Origin of the sequence: Micromonospora trifolii, assembly GCF_022229005.1 — a bacterium.
Taxonomy (GTDB): domain Bacteria; phylum Actinomycetota; class Actinomycetes; order Mycobacteriales; family Micromonosporaceae; genus Micromonospora; species Micromonospora trifolii.
The window spans coordinates 1-16,174 of the sequence record NZ_JAKKFD010000048.1 but is presented as its reverse complement, the minus strand read 5'-3'; the positions used below and the strand labels follow the sequence as shown (position 1 = coordinate 16,174).

The following is a 16,174-nucleotide window of genomic DNA, read 5'->3' as shown; positions in this document are numbered from 1 at the left end:
TCCTCGTGCGACGATGGGCTCATGTCCGACGACACGGTGGTGGTGTGGGACGAGTCGCTGCTCGCCTACGACATGGGTGACCATCCACTCGACCCGGTTCGGGTGGAGCTGACCATCGCGCTCGCCCGCGAGTTGGGCATCCTGAGTCGGCCAGGGGTGCGGATGGTCAAGCCGGAGCCCGCCGACGATGCACTGCTCACCCGGGTGCACGAGCCGGCCTACCTCGCCGCGGTGCGTAACGCGCCGCGCGACCCGCTCTTCGCCGGGTACGGGCTGGGCACGTCCGACAACCCGGTCTTCGAGGGGATGCACGAGTCCAGCGCGCTCATCGCCGGCGCGACTGTGGCCGCCGCCGAGGCGGTCTGGCGCGGCGACGCCCGCCGGGCGGTGAACGTGGCCGGTGGGCTGCACCACGCGATGTCCGCCCGAGCCTCCGGCTTCTGCGTCTACAACGACCCGGCGGTGGCCATCGCCCGCCTGCTCGACCTGGGCGCCGAGCGGGTCGCGTACGTGGACGTCGACGTGCACCACGGCGACGGGGTGCAGGACATCTTCTGGAACGACCCGCGGGTGCTGACGGTCAGCCTGCACGAGACCCCGCTGGCGCTCTTTCCGGGCACTGGTTTCCCGGACGAGACGGGTGGGCCGGGCGCGCAGGGCACCGCTGTCAACATGCCGTTGCCGCCGGGTGTCGACGACAGCGGCTGGCAGCGCGCGTTCCACGCGATCGTGCCGTCGGTGCTGCGCGCGTTCCGGCCGCAGGTGCTGGTCAGCCAGTGCGGCGCCGACGGGCACCGGCTGGACCCGCTCGCCGACCTGAACCTGACTGTGGACGGGCAGCGGGCCACCTACCTGGCGATGCGGGCGCTCGCCGACGAGTTGTGCGAAGGCAGGTGGGTGGCCACCGGCGGCGGCGGGTACGCGCTCGTCGAGGTGGTGCCCCGGGCCTGGAGTCACCTGTTGGCAGTGGCCACCGGTGACCCGATCGACCCGGCCACGCTCACCCCACCCGCGTGGCGGGACCTGGTCGCCTCCCGCCGTCTGGGCCGGGAGATACCGCTGCGGATGACCGACGACGCCGACCCGTCGTACGAGCCGTGGCAGCCGACCGGCGAGCCGAACGCTGTGGACCGGGCGATCGCGGCCACCCGCAAGACGGTCTTCCCGCTGCTCGGGCTGGACCCGCACGATCCCCGGGACTGAGCCGGGCCGGGGGAGGGCGGTGCGGTGACGACCGTGGACCAGCCGGTCGACGTGCTGCTCAGTGATGGCAGCACCGTCCAGTTGCGACCGATCGACCCGACCGACGCGCCGGGCATCGTGGCGATGCACAGCCGGTTCTCCGAGCGCACCCGCTACCTACGGTACTTCTCGCCGTACCCGCGTATCCCGGAACGGGATCTGATCCGTTTCGTCACAGTGGACCACCACGACCGGGAGGCGTTCGTGGTGCTGGCCGCCGACCAGATCGTCGCGGTCGGCCGCTACGAACGACTCGGCCCGCAGGCCCCCGAGGCGGAGGTGGCCTTCGTGGTCGAGGACGCCCACCAGGGGCGTGGCATCGGCTCGGTGCTGATGGAGCACCTGGCCGACGCGGCCCGCCGCAACGACATCATGAGCTTCGTCGCGGAGGTGCTGCCGGCCAACGGGACGATGCTGCGGGTCTTCGCCGACTTCGGCTACCAGGTCCAGCGCGAGTACGCCGACGGCGTGGTCCACCTGAGCTTCCCCATCGCGCCCACCGAGGCCAGCCTGGAGGTGCAGCGCGGCCGGGAGCACCGGACCGAGGCCCGCTCGATCGCCCGGCTGCTCGCCCCGCGCGGCATCGTCGTCTACGGCGCCAGCGCCACCGGCCAGGGTGTCGGCGCGGCGGTGCTCGGGCACCTGCGCGACGGCGGGTTCACCGGTGCTGTGGTGCCGGTGCATCCGAGCGCGTCGACAGTGGCGGGCCTCCCCGCGTACCCGTCGGCGGTTGACGCCAGAGCGCCGGTGGACCTGGCGGTGGTGGCGGTCCCGCCGGAGGCGGCGACCGCGGTGGTGGCCGACGCCGCCGCCGCGGGGGTGCACGGCCTGGTGGTCATCTCGGCCGGCTTCGCCGAGGCCGGCGGCGAGGGCGCGGCCACGCAGCGGGCGCTGGTCCGCGCGGCGCACGCGGCCGGGATGCGGGTCGTCGGCCCGAACTGCCTGGGCGTGGCCAACACCGACCCGACGGTACGCCTCAACGCCACCCTCGCCCCGGCGTTGCCGCCGGCCGGCCGGGTCGGCATCTTCAGTCAGTCCGGTGCGTTCGGGGTGGCGCTGCTCGCCGAGGCGGACCGGCGTGGCCTTGGGCTGTCCAGCTTCGTCTCGGCCGGCAACCGGGCCGACGTTTCCGGCAACGACCTGCTGCAGTACTGGCAGGACGACCCCGGCACCGACGTGATCATGCTCTATCTGGAGACCTTCGGGAACCCGCGCAAGTTCGCCCGGCTGGCCCGCCGGATCGGCCGCGCCAAACCGGTCGTCGCGCTCGCCTCGCCGGCCCGCCCGCCCGGGGTCGGTGACGCCACCGGGCCGGACGAGGTGGCGGTGGCGGCGCTCTTCGCCCAGTCCGGGGTGATCCGGGTGGACACCGTTCCGGAGCTGCTCGACGTGGGTGTGCTGCTGGCCAACCAGCCGCTGCCGGCCGGCGGCCGGGTCGGTGTGGTGGGCAACTCCTCGGCCCTCACCGGGCTCGCCGCGACCGCCTGCGTCGGGCACGGCCTGAGCGTGGCCGATGGCTATCCCCGCGACGTCGGGCCGAGTGCCGGTGCCGCCGAGTTCGCCGCCGCGCTCGCCGACACGGCCGCCGACGAACGGGTGGACGCCCTGGTGGTGGTGTTCGCCCCGCCGCTACCCGGCCAGTTGACCGAGGTGGACGCCGACGTGACCGCCGCGCTGCCGGCCGCCCTCGCGTTGGGCAAGCCGACAGTGGCGACGTTCCTGGTCGGGCGGCTGCCACCGGGGGTGCCCGCGTACGGCGGTGTGGAGGAGGCGGTCCGCGCGCTCGCCCGCGCGCACCGGTACGCCGAGTGGCTTCGCCGCCCGCCCGGGGTGGCACCGGAGATGCCCGGCCTCGATCGGGCTGCCGCGCAGGCCGCGCTCCGGGCCGACGCCACCGACCCGGGTGCGCTGCTGGCCGCGTACGGCATCGACGTGGTGGCCTCGGTGTCCGTCGACTCGGCCGACGCGGCGGTCGACGCGGCGTCGCAGCTGGGTTTCCCGGTGGCGCTCAAGGCGGCCGCCCCCGGGCTGCGGCACCGGCTCGACCTCGGCGCGGTCCGGCTGGACCTGCCCGACGAGCCGACCCTCCGCCGGGCGTACGCCGACCTGGCGGCGACCTTCGGCGCGGACGCGCTGGTCCAGCCGATGGTCCCGCCCGGGGTGGCCTGCGTGGTGGAGGTGGTGGAGGACCCCGCGTTCGGGCCGGTGGTCGGGTTCGGCCTGGGCGGGGTGGCCACCGAGCTGCTCGGCGATCGGGCCTGGCGGGCGGTGCCGTTGACCGACCGGGACGCGGCCGAGCTGGTCGACGAGCCTCGGGCGGCGCCGCTGCTGCGCGGGCACCGGGGTGCCGCGCCGGTCGACCGGGCGGCCCTGGCCGATCTGCTGCTGCGGGTGGGTCAACTCGCCGACGAACAGCCCCGGGTGCGATCCCTGACCCTCAACCCGGTCCTCGCCCGTCCGGATGGCATCTCGGTCCTGCACGCCCAGGTGGGGGTGGGTGGCGTGGCCGCCCGCCCGGACACCGGCCCCCGCCGCCTGTGAGCGGGCCCGGTCAGGCGCGGCTGGAGATCTGTTGGACGCCCCAGGTGTTGCCGTCCGGGTCGGCGAAGAAGACGAAGCCGACATTGTCCAGCGGGTCCGGCACCGGCCGGGGGTTCTGACCCACCACCTGGATCTCGCTGACCTCCACACCCCGCCCGACCAGCTCCTCGTGGGCCCGCTTCAGGTCGGGCACCACAAGTTGCAGGCCCTTGAGTGAGCCGGGAGGCATCTCCGGGACGACGCCCTTGCCGATCACAATCGAGCAGCCGGAGCCCGGTGGGGTCAGCTGGACGATGCGCGCCTCGTCGTTGATCACCGTGTCATGGTCCACAGTGAAGCCGAGCTGGTCGGCGTAGAACTTCTTCGCCCGGTCCACATCGGAGACCGGCACGATCACCACTTCCAACGTCCAGTTCATTGTTGCTCTCCTCCTGTCGTCGCTGTCGCGCGCAGCAGCTCAGCGAGCCGCGTGAAACTCTGCCCGACGCCCCGGGCCATCGGGTACCGCAGCACGGTGTCCCGCCCTCCTGCGGTGGCGTAGAGCAGGGTGGTGGTGACTGTCGTTCGCCCGGCAACCTCGGAGAACTCGTGGTTGACCAGCGTCTCGCCCGGATAGGACTGGTCGTCGAAGAGTTCGGTGTAGACCAGCCGGCGCGTTGGCTCGACGTGCCGGTAGACCCCAGCCTGGACCATCCGGGCGCCCTCCGGGCCCAGCGACACGAACCGCCACCGTCCCTCGACCCGCAGGTCGATGTCGCACTCCGCCAGCCTCCAGCCGCGGGCGCCGTACCACCGAACCAGCAGTTCGGGTTGGGTGAAGGCGCCGAACACCAACTGCGCCGGTGCCTCGAACAGCCGACTCAACACGATCTCCCGATCGCCCGAGCTGTGGACGACGAGCGGATCCTCGACGCCGGTCACCCTCCCGTCCCGTCCGGTTGCTCGGGCCGAGGCGCGACGTCGGTGCTGTCACCGGCTTGGAGTTCGTCGAGGAGCGCGTCGAGGCGTTGGTAGCTCTCCGCCCAGTAGTCGCGGTAGTCGGCGAGCCAGGCCGTCGCCTCGCGCAGTGGTCGGGCCTCCAACCGGCACGGCCGGCGCTGGGCGTCCCGCCCCCGGCTGACGAGGCCAGCGCGTTCCAGCACCCTGAGGTGCTTGGAGATGGCCGGCTGGCTCATCTCAAAGGGCTCCGCCAACTCCGTCACGGTGGCCTCGCTCCGCGCGAGCCGGGCGAGGATGGCCCGCCGGGTCGGGTGGGCCAGCGCAGCGAAGGTCGCGTCCAGCAACTCCGCACCCATTGCTCATAACCTCCTGGTTAAATAACCAATTGGTTCTATCACTGCGTGACGTCGCCGTCAAGCACCGCACAGCACGGAAGGCCCCGGCGAACCGCCGGGGCCTTCCGTGGGAACCGGGTGCGTCAGCAGGCGTACGCCTCCAGGCGCTGGGCCCGCTCCGGGGCGCGCAGCTTCAGCAGCGTCACCTTCTCGATCTGCCGGATCCGCTCCCGGGACAGGCCGAACTCCCGGCCGACCTCGTCCAGGGTGCGCTGGCGGCCGTCGTCCAGGCCGAACCGGAGGCGGATGACCGCCTGCTCCCGCTGGGACAGGGTGGAGAGCACGACGCTGACCTCGTTGCGCAGCTCACCCTGGGCGGCGGCGTCGCCCGGCTCGGTGCGCGGGTCCACCGAGGCCACGAAGTCGCCGAGGGCGCTCTCACCGTCGTCGCCGACGGCCTGGTCCAGGCTGACCGGTTCCCGGTCGTAGGAGATCAGCTCGATGACCTGGATCTCGGGGATCTCCAGTGCGCGGGCCACCTCGGCGACAGTCGGTTCGCGGCCCAGCGTCACCGACAGTTCGCGGCGGGCCCGGACCATCCTGTTGACCTGCTCGACCATGTGCACCGGGATGCGGATGGTGCGGGCCTGGTCGGCCATGGCGCGGGTGATGGCCTGCCGGATCCACCAGGTGGCGTACGTGGAGAACTTGTAGCCCTTGGCGTAGTCGAACTTCTCCACGGCCCGGATCAGACCGAGGTTGCCCTCCTGGATCAGGTCGAGAAACGCCATGCCACGGCCGGTGTAGCGCTTGGCGATGCTGACCACCAGCCGCAGGTTCGCCTCCAACAGGTGGTCCTTGGCCGCCCGACCCTCGGCGACGATCAGCTGCAGGTCGGCTCGCAGTTCGGCGGAGACCGGGGTGCAGGTGGCCAGCTTCTCGTCGGCGAACAGACCGGCCTCGATGCGCCGGGCCAGGTCGACCTCCTGCGCGGCGGTCAGCAGCTTCGTCCGGCCGATTCCGTTGAGGTAGGCCCGGACCAGGTCGGTGGAGATGCCGCGCTCGTCGGTGGCGTCCAGGTCGACGAGGGCCTCGGGCGCCCCGTCAGTGTCGGTCGTGGTGGCCGGGCGCGTCCGGTGTTCCGTCATCTGCAGGACCATCTCTGTCTCTCCCCGTTTCCACGTCGGTGCCGTGTTCCCGGCCCAGTGGTGCCGGTGTGACAACAGCTTGGCGGGCGGGGCGTAAAACGGGAGTGAGGCGATCGGGCACCCGACAGGAATCGCGTCGGATCGCTGGCGCGGTGTGTCGTCGGAGTGTGTGGTTGCCCGCCCCGGCTACGTTGCGGACGGCCGGCCACCTCTGGTCGGCCGAAACGACAGATGGAGGACGGTGTGGTCTTCAAGCGGCTCATGAAGGCGATGGGCGTGGGCGGCCCGTCGGTGGAGACGGTGCTGGCCAACCCGCACTGCCGCCCGGGCGGCCAGTTGGAGGGCCGCATCCAGGTGATGGGCGGCGACCACCAGGTCGACATCGACCACGTCGCCCTCGGCCTGGTCACCCGGGTCGAGGTCGAGAGTGGTGACAACGACTACGACACCACTCAGGAGTTCCACCGCCAGCAGATCACCGGCGCGTTCCGGCTGGAGCCGGGGCAGCGCTACGACCTCCCGTTCCGCTTCGACGTGCCGTGGGAGACACCGGTCACCGAGCTGTACGGGCAGCACCTGCACGGGATGACGATGGGTCTGCGTACCGAGCTGGAGGTCGCCCGCGCGGTCGACAAGGGGGACCTGGACGCGGTGTCGGTGCACCCACTGCCGGCGCAGGAGCGGCTGCTGGACGCGTTGCTGCGGCTGGGCTTCCGGTTCGGACGCGCCGATGTGGAGCGTGGTCACATCTACGGCGTACGCCAGACGTTGCCGTTCTACCAGGAGATCGAGTTCAGCCCGGCGCCGCAGTACGCCCGCTCGATCAACCAGTTGGAGGTAACCTTCATCGCCGACGCGCAGCAGATGCAGGTGGTGCTGGAGGTCGACAAGCGCGGCGGTGTCTTCACCGAGGGCCGGGACGCCTTCGGCCGGTTCACTGTCGACCACGCCACCGCCGACCGCACCGACTGGACCGCCGAACTCGACAACTGGCTCCGCCAGTCGCTGTCCCGCCGAGGCCTCTTCTCCTGACCCCAACTACTCCCACCCACCCACCCCGCCCCACCCCGCACCCCGCCCCGCTGATCATGAGGTTGACCGGCGGTTCGATCTCTAAGAGGTCCGTCAACCTCATGATCAACCGGGCTGGGTGGGGTGGGTCAGAGGTCCAGGAGGAGGGTCTGGGGGCCGATGTTGATGCTCTCGACCAGCATGTGGGTGCGGAAGCGGCCGGTCTCGACCTTCGCTCCTCGTTCCCGGAGGGCGTCGACCACAGCTGTCACCAGTGGCTCGGCGACCTCGGCGGGGGCGGCGGCGGTCCAGCTCGGTCGGCGGCCCTTGCGAACATCGCCGTAGAGGGTGAACTGGCTGACCACCAGGATCGGCGCGCCCGTGTCGGCGGCGCACCGCTCACCGTCCAGGATGCGTACCTCGTGCACCTTGCGGGCCATCGTCTGAGCGGTCTGCGTGGTGTCGGTGTGGGTCACCCCGAGCAGCACCAGCAGGCCGTTGTCGATGGCACCGACCACCTCGCCGTCCACCGTCACGCTCGCCCGCCCGACGGTCTGCACCACCGCCCGCATCAGGCGCTCACCGGCTCGATGAAGCCGCGCTCCACCAGGTGCGCCACGATCGGGCCGGCGGCCTCGGCCATCTCGTCGGGCTCGACGTCGTGCGCGGCGGCGAGCAGGGCGAGCTGGTCACGCAGCGGCAGCCGGCCGTCGGCGCCACCGACCAGCGCCAGCACCAGCGGGTCGATCTCCTCGGTCCAGCGCAGCCCGTGCGGCATCGCGAGGACCTGCCGGTCCACCCCCCAGCCCTCGTCGCCCATGGTGGCCTCCTGTCGCAGTTGGAGGCCCTCGGCGGCCCGGTAGCGCTCGGCGAGCAACGCTTCGGTGTCGCGTACCCGGAGAAAGTCCTGGCGGTCGAACCAGGCGGCGACCTGGTCGCCCAGCGGTGGCTGCACCCGCTGGCGCAGGTCCTCCACCCGGACCACCGGGTCGGCGTGCCCGCCTCGACGCAGGGACACGATGCCGAAGCCGATGCCCTCCACCTTGTGTGCGTCGAACCAGTCCAGCCAGGCGGCCATCCGCTGCGGGTCGGGGGTCTCGCCGACGTCGGTGAGCCACAGGTCGACGTACGCCATCGGGTCGGCCACCTCGCGCTGGATCACCCAGGCGTCCAGGCCGGTCCCGGCGAACCAGCCGGCCACCCGCTCGTCCCACTCCTCGCCGGCGACGTGCACCCAGTTCGCCAGGTACTGCATGGTGCCGCCCTCGGTGAGCAGGCCCGGGGCGGCGGCGGCCAGTTCGGCGCCGATCGCGTCACCGACCCGGCCGGAGTCGCGGTACACGTGCGTGGTCGTGCCCGGGCCGACCACGAACGGCGGGTTGCTCACCACCAGGTCGAACCGCCGACCGGCCACCGGGGCGACCAGGTCGCCCCGGAGCAGCTCCCAGTCCTGACCGTTGAGGGCGGCGGTGGTCGCGGCGAAGCGCAGCGCCCGCTCGGAGAGGTCGGTGGCGGTCACGGACCTGGCATGGGTGCCCAGGTGCAGGGCCTGGATGCCGGAGCCGGTGCCCAGGTCCAGTGCGGTGTCGACCGGCCGACGCATGGTCGCGCCGATCAGGGTGTGGGTCGCCCCGCCGACGCCGAGGACGTGCTCGGCGTGCAACGGGCGGCCCGGGCGGGCGCTGGCCGGCACGTCGGCGAGCACCCACCAGTCCTCGCCGTACGGCTCCAGGTCGACGCCGGCGCGCAGGCCGTCGCCGTACCGCTCGACGAGCCCGCCAGCGAGGGCCTCGTCCAGGCTCAGCGGCGCCAGCGCGGCGGCCACCGCCGCCTCCGACTCGGTCTGGGCGCAGATGAACACCCGGATCAGGGTGCCCAGCGGGTCGCCGTCCTCGGTGGCGCGCAGCGCGGCCCGGTAGTCGTTGCGGGAGACCGCCGCGGTCGCCTGGGCGCCCAGCCGCTCGGCGATGCCGTGGCTGGTGAAACCGGTCCGGGTCAGCGCGGTGCGCAGCGCGTCGACGCCGGCGGGGGAGAGCAGCATGTCGTGTTCGTCCACCCCGACATCCTGCCTGCCGTCGCGTACCGGGTCGGCGTCACCCGCCGGAAGGTGTCGGAGCGTCGGTGTCCGTCCGGCTCGGCGCGCCAGGCAGGATGGTCCGCATGACGCTTGTGCTGCCCATCGACCCGGAGGCCAACCGGCTGCTGGAGCGTAGCCCGCTGGCCCTGCTGGTCGGCATGGTTCTTGATCAACAGGTGCCGATGGAGAAGGCGTTCTCGTCGCCGTACGTGCTCCAGCAGCGGCTCGGCCATGAGCTGGACGCGGCGGAGCTGGCCGGGTACGACCCGGAGGCGCTGGTCGCGCTCTTCGCCCAGCCGCCCGCGCTGCACCGCTTCCCGAAGGCGATGGCGGCCCGGGTGCAGGAGGTCTGCCAGGTGCTGGTGGAGCGCTACGACGGCGAAGCGGCTCTGCTCTGGGCCGAGGTCGCCGACGGGCCGGAGCTGCTGCGTCGGGTCTCCGCGCTGCCCGGCTTCGGCAAGCAGAAGGCACAGATCTTCGTGGCCCTGCTCGGCAAGCGGTTCGGGGTGACCCCGCAGGACTGGCGGAAGGTGGCCGGCGACTACGGCGACCCGGGCGCGTACCGGTCGGTGGCCGACGTCACCGACGCCGACTCGCTGCGTCGGGTGCGGGAGTTCAAGCAGCAGATGAAGGCGGCGGCCAAGGCGAAGACCGCCGGCGGCTGACCTGCCCGCTGGCGAGTGGCCGTCTGCTCAGGCGGCGGTGGGATGAGCCAGTGAGGCCAGCGCGCGCCGGACGTCGGCCAGCGAGACGGTGGCCGAGTCGTCCAGGTCGGCCAGGCCGGTCTCGATCCACTGGCGCATCAGCGTGGTGACCCCGATGCCCCGGGCGTCGGCGGCGGCGCGGACCCGCTCGTAGGTGTCCAGTGGCAGCCGTACCGAGCGGCTCACCATCGGCACGTCGCTGTCGGGGGTGGGCAGCTCGGCCGCCGGGCTCTCGTCGATCAGCTCGGCGATGCGGTCGCCGCCGTCGTGGAACTGCTTGGTCGCGTCGTTACGGTGCATCGTCACGGCCTCCTCATCTACCGAGATCTCCGCACGGCCTCGTCGTAGCGCTTGGACTCGACGTCGCTCAACTCGCGGGCGGAGAGAATGTCCCAGTCGTTGTCGGTGCCATCGGCCTCGGCGAGCAGCACCGCCAGCCGGCGGCCCCGACGGGCAACGGCGTAGACCACCATCACGTCGTCACCCAGATGGCGGATGACCCGTCGGGCGCTGTGCAGCGCCTCCCAGACTTCCCCAGGTGTGACGTCGTAGACCCTCAGGTTGGCCAACGCCTCGTCGGTGAAGCTGAACCTGCTGCCCACATCGCGGAGCGTACCACGTACGTAACACGCGGCGGGATGGTTCGAAGTTCGCTGATCACGGGCCTGCGGTGACAGGATGAGGCGTAACCCCCTCGAGGAGGTCCATGGTGAAGCGTCAGGCGTACCAGCCGATTCTGATCACCGACGCCTCGCGCAGCCAGGACGATCAGCTCAACAGTCGCCAGCGCCGCTATGTCCTGATGATGGGCATCCGAGTGTTGTGCATCATCGTCGGCGCGATCCTGGTCGGTGCGAACGCCCCACTGCTCTGGCTCTGGCTGCCACTGTGCGGCCTCGGCATGGTGCTCATCCCCTGGCTGGCCGTGCTGCTGGCCAACGACCGGCCGCCGAAGGAAGAGCACCGGCTGGCCAACAGGTTCCATCCCCGCCAACAGGACGACACCCCGCCGATGAGCCTCACCGCCGAGGAGCGCCCACACAAGGTCATCGACGTCGAACCCTGACCCGCGCACGGGCCAGGGTTCGAGCAGTCGGGGCTGCGGCCGTGCGACGGCCGCTACGCCTGTGGCCGAGCCCCGGCGGTGGAGACGGCCAGCGCGCCCAGGTCGGTGGCGCGGCTCAGCGCCGCGGTAGGGGTGGCACCGGCGAGCCACGCGGTGAGCAGACCGGCCGCGAAGGCGTCGCCAGCGCCCGTGACGTCCACCACCGCCACCCGGCGGGCCGGAGCCACGCAGACCGGCGTGGTGCGGTCGACCCAGACCGCGCCCGCGGCACCGCGCTTCACCACCACCCGCCGAGCCGTCGCCGACAGCGCCCGCCCCTGCGCCGCCGGGTCCAGCCCGCCGGCCAGCACCGTGGCCTCGTCCGCGTTGACCAGGAGCAGGTCGATGTCGCGGACCCAACTCAGGAACACCGCCGCCCCGACCCGCCGCAGCGGCGCCGCGGAGGCCGCGTCGACGCTGATGGTGAGCCCGCGCTCGCGGGCGGCGGCCAACGCCCGCAGCCCCGCGCCGCGCGACTCCGCGTCCAACAGGGTGTACGCGGACAGGTGCAGATGCCCAGCGTCGGGCGCCGCCGCGAGGGCCAGCTCGACGTGCGCGGCGCTCAGCCGCAGGTTCGCGCCCCGCTGGCTGACCATGGTGCGCTCGTCGTCGGCGGCCAGCACGATGACAGTGCCGGTCGGTGCTCCCTCGACCCGCTCGATGGCGCAGTCGACGCCCGCCCGGTCCAGCTCGGCCACCCGGGTCCGCCCGGCGTCGTCGTCACCGACGGCCCCGACGAGCGTGACGTCCACCCGCTGCGCGGCGATCCAGGCGGCGGTGTTGGCCGCCTGACCGCCGCCACCGAGACTGATCGAGGCCCCGGTGTCCGAGCCGGCCGCGAGCGGCCCGGACAACACGGCGACCACATCGGTGATCACGTCCCCGACGACGACCACCCGGGCCGGTCGGGTCATGCCGGGACGGCGGTGCCGCGGGCCACCGAGGCGACAGCGATCCGCGCGGCCAGGTCGGCGTTGCGCAGGATGATCCGCACGTTCACCGCCAGGCTGGCGCCCTCGGTGGACGAGTGGAAGTGCGCGAGCAGGTACGGGGTGACGGCCTTTCCGGTGATCCCGTCCCGCTCCAGCAGGGCCAGGCCCTCGGTGAGAGTCCGGTCGTGCAGCTGCGGGTCGAGTTGCTCGTCGACCGGCAGCGGGTTGGCGATGAGCAGCCCGCCGGTGTGCACGGCGTGCTCGTCCCGGGCGGCGAGCACCGCGGCGACCTGCTCCGGCGAGTCCACCGACCAGTCCAGGTCGAAGCCGGCGTCGGTCAGGTAGAAGCCGGGGAACCGGCGGGTGCGGTAACCGACCACCGCGACCCCGAGGGTCTCCAGGCGCTCCAGCGTCGCGCCCACGTCGAGGATCGACTTGACCCCGGCGCAGACCACGGCGATCGGTGTCTGCGCCAGGGTCACCAGGTCCGCCGACTCGTCGAAGGTGTGCGCGGCCTCCCGGTGCACCCCACCCAGCCCGCCGGTGGCGAACACACCGATGCCGGCGGCGGCGGCCACCGCGCTGGTAGCGGCCACCGTGGTCGCGCCGTCCGCTCCGGCCGCGGCGGCCACCGCGAGATCGCGGACGGAGAGCTTGGTCACGCCGTCGACAGTGGCGAGCCGGGTCAGCTGTGCGTCGTCCAGGCCGACCACCAGCTCACCGGCGATCATGCCGATGGTGGCCGGAACGGCCCCGGCGTCCCGAACCGTCCGCTCGATCTCCCTGGCCACGCGCAGGTTCTCCGGCCGGGGCAGACCGTGCGAGACGATGGTGCTCTCCAGGGCGACGACGGGCCGGCCGTCGCGCTGGGCTTCGGCGACCTCGGTGCCGTAGCTGATGCGAAAGTCAGTCACACGGGCACCGTACGGGGTGGGGCCTCGGCCGGCCTCAAGTGGACCCGGCCGTGATGACCTGCCAAACTTGTCGGTTGGAGGTGCAGACGTGAGCACAGAGGTTCTCGAGCGTCCGGAGCTGAAGGACGCCGATACCGGTCCCGAGATGTTCCACTACGTCCGCAAGGAGAAGATCGCCGAGAGCGCCGTCATGGGCACTTTCGTCGTCGCTCTCTGCGGCGAGACCTTCCCGGTCACCAAGGCGGCCAAGCCGGGTTCACCGGTCTGCCCCAAGTGCAAGGAGATCTACGACTCGTACCGTGAGTGAACCTCGGCCGGTGCTTCGGCCGGCGACGTAGCCTGCGGCGGTGACCACCTCCACCGCCCTGCTCCTCGCCGACCTGACCGGGGTGGCGGTCTTCGCCGCGTCCGGGGCCTCGGCGGCGGTGGCCAAGCGACTGGACCTGTTCGGCGTCGCGTTCGTCGGCTTCGTGGCCGCCCTCGGCGGTGGGATCTTCCGGGACCTGGTCATCGACGAGGTGCCGCCGCTGGCCTTCGCCGACTGGCGGTACGTCGCCACCGCCGCCATCACCGCGCTCGCCGTCTTCTGGCTGCACCCGCAACTGGCCCGACTGCGCACCACAGTGCTGGTGCTGGACGCGGCCGGTCTGGCGCTGTTCACCGTCACCGGCACGCTCAAGGCGCTCGACGCCCGGGTGCCGGCCGTCGGGGCCTGCCTGATCGGCATGCTCACAGCGATCGGCGGCGGGCTCGGCCGCGACCTGCTCACCGCCGAGATCCCGGTGGTGCTGCGCCGGGAGATCTACGCGCTGGCCGCACTGGCCGGTGCGGTCCTGGTGGTGCTGCTGTACGTCACCGGGCAGACCGGGCCCGCACCGCTCACCGCCGCCGCCGTCCTGGTCTTCGGGCTGCGCCTGATCGCGCTGCGTCGACGCTGGTCCGCGCCGGTGGCCACGCTGCGCCCGCCACGCGCCGACGGGGCGGATCCACGCGCCGACCGGGAGTGGTGAGACGGCCGGGCCGCTGTTCGGTCGGGTGCGGGATTGTGACCAGCGTGGCGTCGCCTGGGCCCGACGGCCCGCTCTGGTTATGCTGAGTCGGCCTTCGCGGCAGCTTCTGCGCGGAGGCGTTTTCATGGGCGGCGGATCCTCGTGGCCCTCGCCCGGGGTCCGCCATCGTGCGGTCGGAGAGGAGCTTCGCGTGGCAGCCCGGACGCCGGTGCTCGAGACGTTCCCGGCACTACGCGCCTGGCAGCGCAAGGCCCTGGTGGAGTACCTGCGTCGCCGTAGCGAGGACTTCACAGCGGTCGCCACGCCCGGTGCCGGCAAGACCACCTTCGCCCTGCGGATCGCGGCGGAGCTGCTCGGTGACGGCACCATCGAGGCGGTCACGGTGGTCGCGCCGACAGAGCACCTGAAGAACCAGTGGTCCGACGCCGCGGCCCGGGTGGGCATCCAACTCGACGCCGCCTTCCGCAACGCCGACCTGCACTCCGCTGCCGACTTCCACGGCGCGGTGGTCACCTACGCGCAGGTGGGGATGGCCCCGCAGGTGCACCGGCGGCGCACCATGACCCGACGCACCCTGGTCATCCTCGACGAGATCCACCACGCCGGCGACTCCCGATCCTGGGGCGACGGGGTGAAGAACGCATTCGAACCCGCCGTACGCCGACTGATGCTCACCGGGACACCGTTCCGCTCCGACGACAACCCGATCCCGTTCGTCAGCTACGAGCGGGGCGGAGACGGGCTGCTGCGCTCCCGCGCCGACTCGGTGTACGGCTACTCCGACGCGCTGCGCGACGGCGTGGTCCGGCCGGTGCTCTTCCTGGCGTACTCCGGAGAGACCCGCTGGCGTACCAACGCGGGGGAGGAGTTGGCGGCCCGGCTGGGCGAGCCGATGACCCAGGACCTGGTGGCCCAGGCGTGGCGCACCGCCCTGGACCCGGCCGGCGACTGGATGCCACAGGTGCTGCGGGCCGCCGACGCCCGACTCACGGTGCTGCGCAACGCGGGCATGGCCGACGCCGGTGGTCTGATCATCGCCACCGACCAGCAGACCGCCCGCTCGTACGCCAAGCTGATCGAGCAGGTGACCGGCGAGAAGGCCGCCGTGGTGCTCTCCGACGACCAGGGCGCGTCCGCCCGGATCGCGACGTTCGCGGCGTCCGAGCAGCGGTGGCTGGTAGCTGTGCGGATGGTGTCCGAGGGGGTCGACATCCCGCGACTGGCGGTCGGGGTCTACGCCACCAGCGCCAGCACGCCGCTCTACTTCGCCCAGGCGATCGGCCGGTTCGTGCGGGCCCGCCGGCCCGGGGAGACCGCGTCGGTCTTCCTGCCGAGCGTGCCGCACCTGCTCGGGTTGGCCAGCGAGATGGAGACCGAGCGCGACCACGTACTCGGCAAACCCAAGGAAGCCGACGGTTTCGACGACGACCTGCTGGAACGCGCGCAGCGCGATGACCAGGCCAGCGGTGAGCTGGAGAAGCGGTTCGCCGCGCTCTCGGCCACCGCCGAGCTGGACCAGGTGATCTTCGACGGTGCGTCTTTCGGCACCGCGGCCCAGGCCGGCACCCCCGAGGAAGAGGAATACCTCGGCCTGCCCGGTCTGCTCACCGCCGACCAGGTTTCCCTGCTGCTGACCAAGCGGCAGGCCGCACAGCTCGCCGCCCAACGCCGTCGTACGGTCGACGGGGCCTCTCAGCCGGCCGCTGCGGCCACGGCGGCGCCACCCGCACCCATGAGCGCCGCCCAGCGTCGGGTGGCGCTCCGACGCCAACTGAACGCTCTGGTGGCCGCCCGACACCACCGCACCGGCCAGCCGCACGGCAAGATTCATGCCGAGCTGCGCCGGCTCTGCGGTGGCCCGCCGAGCGCCCAGGCCACCATCGAGCAGCTTGAGGAACGCATCGCCACCCTGCAGACCCTCTAGACCCGCCAGCCGCAGCCGGCTGGCTGGGGCGTCGAGGTTCTGCGGCGAGGTCTGTGGCCGGGCTTGCCTCCGGCGTGATCCACTCGGTTTTGGTGAAAACGCGGTATCCGAGCGCCGAGGAAAGCGCGACTTCCGTGAAATCGAGTGGATCACGGGCTGGCCTGGGGAGACCGAGGTTTACGTGCCCGGGATGCCCGCGGGTGCCCTCTGCGGAGCGTCCGTGCTTCAAGATCGCGCAGTATGCGGGATGTAGTGGCATCGGCGCGTCGATGAGGCCACTACATCCAGGTTC

At 72.3% G+C, this 16,174-nt stretch carries 18 protein-coding genes; 8 read left to right on the top strand and 10 right to left on the bottom strand.

Annotated elements, in window-relative coordinates; translation table 11 throughout:
* Nucleotides 1–21: 21 nt before the first annotated feature.
* Both NIE79_RS27170 and NIE79_RS27165 read left to right on the top strand, forming a co-directional pair.
* Nucleotides 22–1,203 carry an acetoin utilization protein AcuC gene (locus NIE79_RS27170; protein ID WP_238681264.1) on the top strand — a complete coding sequence of 394 codons (1,182 nt, stop codon included), beginning with the start codon at nucleotides 22–24 and terminating at the stop codon, nucleotides 1,201–1,203.
* A 24-nt stretch (nucleotides 1,204–1,227) separates the two neighbouring features.
* Nucleotides 1,228–3,783, top strand: a complete 2,556-nt coding sequence (locus tag NIE79_RS27165) for a bifunctional acetate--CoA ligase family protein/GNAT family N-acetyltransferase (protein ID WP_238681263.1) — start codon at nucleotides 1,228–1,230, stop codon at nucleotides 3,781–3,783.
* 10 nt (nucleotides 3,784–3,793) lie between these two features.
* On the opposite strand, the gene NIE79_RS27160 is transcribed toward NIE79_RS27165, so the two are convergent.
* The 4 genes from NIE79_RS27160 to sigB form a co-directional block, all read right to left on the bottom strand.
* Nucleotides 3,794–4,201, bottom strand: a complete 408-nt coding sequence (locus tag NIE79_RS27160) for a VOC family protein (RefSeq protein WP_210815954.1) — start codon at nucleotides 4,199–4,201, stop codon at nucleotides 3,794–3,796.
* Nucleotides 4,198–4,704 carry an SRPBCC domain-containing protein gene (locus NIE79_RS27155; RefSeq protein WP_238681262.1) on the bottom strand — a complete coding sequence of 169 codons (507 nt, stop codon included), beginning with the start codon at nucleotides 4,702–4,704 and terminating at the stop codon, nucleotides 4,198–4,200. The genes NIE79_RS27160 and NIE79_RS27155 overlap by 4 nt, the downstream gene beginning before the upstream one ends.
* Nucleotides 4,701–5,078 (bottom strand): ArsR/SmtB family transcription factor, encoded by a 378-nt coding sequence (locus tag NIE79_RS27150; RefSeq protein WP_238681261.1) that lies wholly within the window; start codon nucleotides 5,076–5,078, stop codon nucleotides 4,701–4,703. Before NIE79_RS27150 ends, NIE79_RS27155 begins: the two co-directional genes overlap by 4 nt.
* Nucleotides 5,079–5,200: 122 nt before the next feature.
* Nucleotides 5,201–6,217 (bottom strand): RNA polymerase sigma factor SigB, encoded by a 1,017-nt coding sequence (sigB, locus tag NIE79_RS27145; protein ID WP_372471827.1) that lies wholly within the window; start codon nucleotides 6,215–6,217, stop codon nucleotides 5,201–5,203.
* A 231-nt stretch (nucleotides 6,218–6,448) separates the two neighbouring features.
* On the opposite strand from sigB, the gene NIE79_RS27140 reads away from it, so the two are divergent.
* The gene (locus tag NIE79_RS27140) at nucleotides 6,449–7,237 is read left to right on the top strand and encodes a sporulation protein (protein WP_238681293.1); all 789 of its coding nucleotides are present in this window, start codon (nucleotides 6,449–6,451) and stop codon (nucleotides 7,235–7,237) included.
* A gap of 128 nt (nucleotides 7,238–7,365) precedes the next feature.
* Here the strand turns inward: NIE79_RS27140 and dtd are convergent, their stop codons facing one another.
* Together dtd and NIE79_RS27130 are read right to left on the bottom strand one after the other, a co-directional pair.
* A complete protein-coding gene (gene dtd, locus NIE79_RS27135) occupies nucleotides 7,366–7,788 on the bottom strand; it encodes a D-aminoacyl-tRNA deacylase (protein WP_238681259.1) in 423 nt (140 codons plus the stop codon).
* On the bottom strand, nucleotides 7,788–9,272 hold the full coding sequence (locus tag NIE79_RS27130; RefSeq protein WP_238681258.1) for a DUF7782 domain-containing protein: 1,485 nt from the start codon (nucleotides 9,270–9,272) through the stop codon (nucleotides 7,788–7,790). The genes dtd and NIE79_RS27130 overlap by 1 nt, the downstream gene beginning before the upstream one ends.
* Nucleotides 9,273–9,367: 95 nt before the next feature.
* Here NIE79_RS27130 and NIE79_RS27125 point away from each other — a divergent pair, with 95 nt between their 5' ends.
* Complete coding sequence (locus NIE79_RS27125; protein WP_238681292.1) at nucleotides 9,368–9,958, top strand: HhH-GPD-type base excision DNA repair protein; 591 nt, start codon at nucleotides 9,368–9,370, stop codon at nucleotides 9,956–9,958.
* A gap of 27 nt (nucleotides 9,959–9,985) precedes the next feature.
* Here NIE79_RS27125 and NIE79_RS27120 read toward each other — a convergent pair whose 3' ends face one another.
* Nucleotides 9,986–10,297, bottom strand: coding sequence for a YlcI/YnfO family protein (locus NIE79_RS27120; protein WP_238681291.1), 312 nt, complete (start codon nucleotides 10,295–10,297; stop codon nucleotides 9,986–9,988).
* Nucleotides 10,298–10,314: 17 nt separating this feature from the next.
* The gene (locus tag NIE79_RS27115; protein WP_238681257.1) at nucleotides 10,315–10,599 is read right to left on the bottom strand and encodes a hypothetical protein; all 285 of its coding nucleotides are present in this window, start codon (nucleotides 10,597–10,599) and stop codon (nucleotides 10,315–10,317) included.
* Between the two features lie 104 nt (nucleotides 10,600–10,703).
* Here NIE79_RS27115 and NIE79_RS27110 point away from each other — a divergent pair, with 104 nt between their 5' ends.
* On the top strand, nucleotides 10,704–11,063 hold the full coding sequence (locus NIE79_RS27110; RefSeq protein WP_030337423.1) for a DUF3099 domain-containing protein: 360 nt from the start codon (nucleotides 10,704–10,706) through the stop codon (nucleotides 11,061–11,063).
* Nucleotides 11,064–11,116: 53 nt separating this feature from the next.
* On the opposite strand, the gene NIE79_RS27105 is transcribed toward NIE79_RS27110, so the two are convergent.
* Together NIE79_RS27105 and NIE79_RS27100 are read right to left on the bottom strand one after the other, a co-directional pair.
* Complete coding sequence (locus NIE79_RS27105) at nucleotides 11,117–12,016, bottom strand: carbohydrate kinase family protein (RefSeq protein ID WP_238681256.1); 900 nt, start codon at nucleotides 12,014–12,016, stop codon at nucleotides 11,117–11,119.
* The gene (locus NIE79_RS27100) at nucleotides 12,013–12,948 is read right to left on the bottom strand and encodes a pseudouridine-5'-phosphate glycosidase (RefSeq protein ID WP_238681255.1); all 936 of its coding nucleotides are present in this window, start codon (nucleotides 12,946–12,948) and stop codon (nucleotides 12,013–12,015) included. The genes NIE79_RS27105 and NIE79_RS27100 overlap by 4 nt, the downstream gene beginning before the upstream one ends.
* Nucleotides 12,949–13,036: 88 nt before the next feature.
* Here NIE79_RS27100 and NIE79_RS27095 point away from each other — a divergent pair, with 88 nt between their 5' ends.
* The 3 genes from NIE79_RS27095 to NIE79_RS27085 all read left to right on the top strand — a co-directional run bounded on the left by NIE79_RS27095 (nucleotide 13,037) and on the right by NIE79_RS27085 (nucleotide 15,882).
* Entirely contained in the window at nucleotides 13,037–13,255 is a 219-nt protein-coding gene (locus NIE79_RS27095; RefSeq protein WP_007456912.1) for a DUF3039 domain-containing protein, read from the top strand.
* Between the two features lie 40 nt (nucleotides 13,256–13,295).
* The gene (locus tag NIE79_RS27090; RefSeq protein ID WP_238681254.1) at nucleotides 13,296–13,958 is read left to right on the top strand and encodes a trimeric intracellular cation channel family protein; all 663 of its coding nucleotides are present in this window, start codon (nucleotides 13,296–13,298) and stop codon (nucleotides 13,956–13,958) included.
* A 190-nt stretch (nucleotides 13,959–14,148) separates the two neighbouring features.
* On the top strand, nucleotides 14,149–15,882 hold the full coding sequence (locus NIE79_RS27085) for a DEAD/DEAH box helicase (RefSeq protein ID WP_238681253.1): 1,734 nt from the start codon (nucleotides 14,149–14,151) through the stop codon (nucleotides 15,880–15,882).
* Nucleotides 15,883–16,174: the final 292 nt, after the last annotated feature.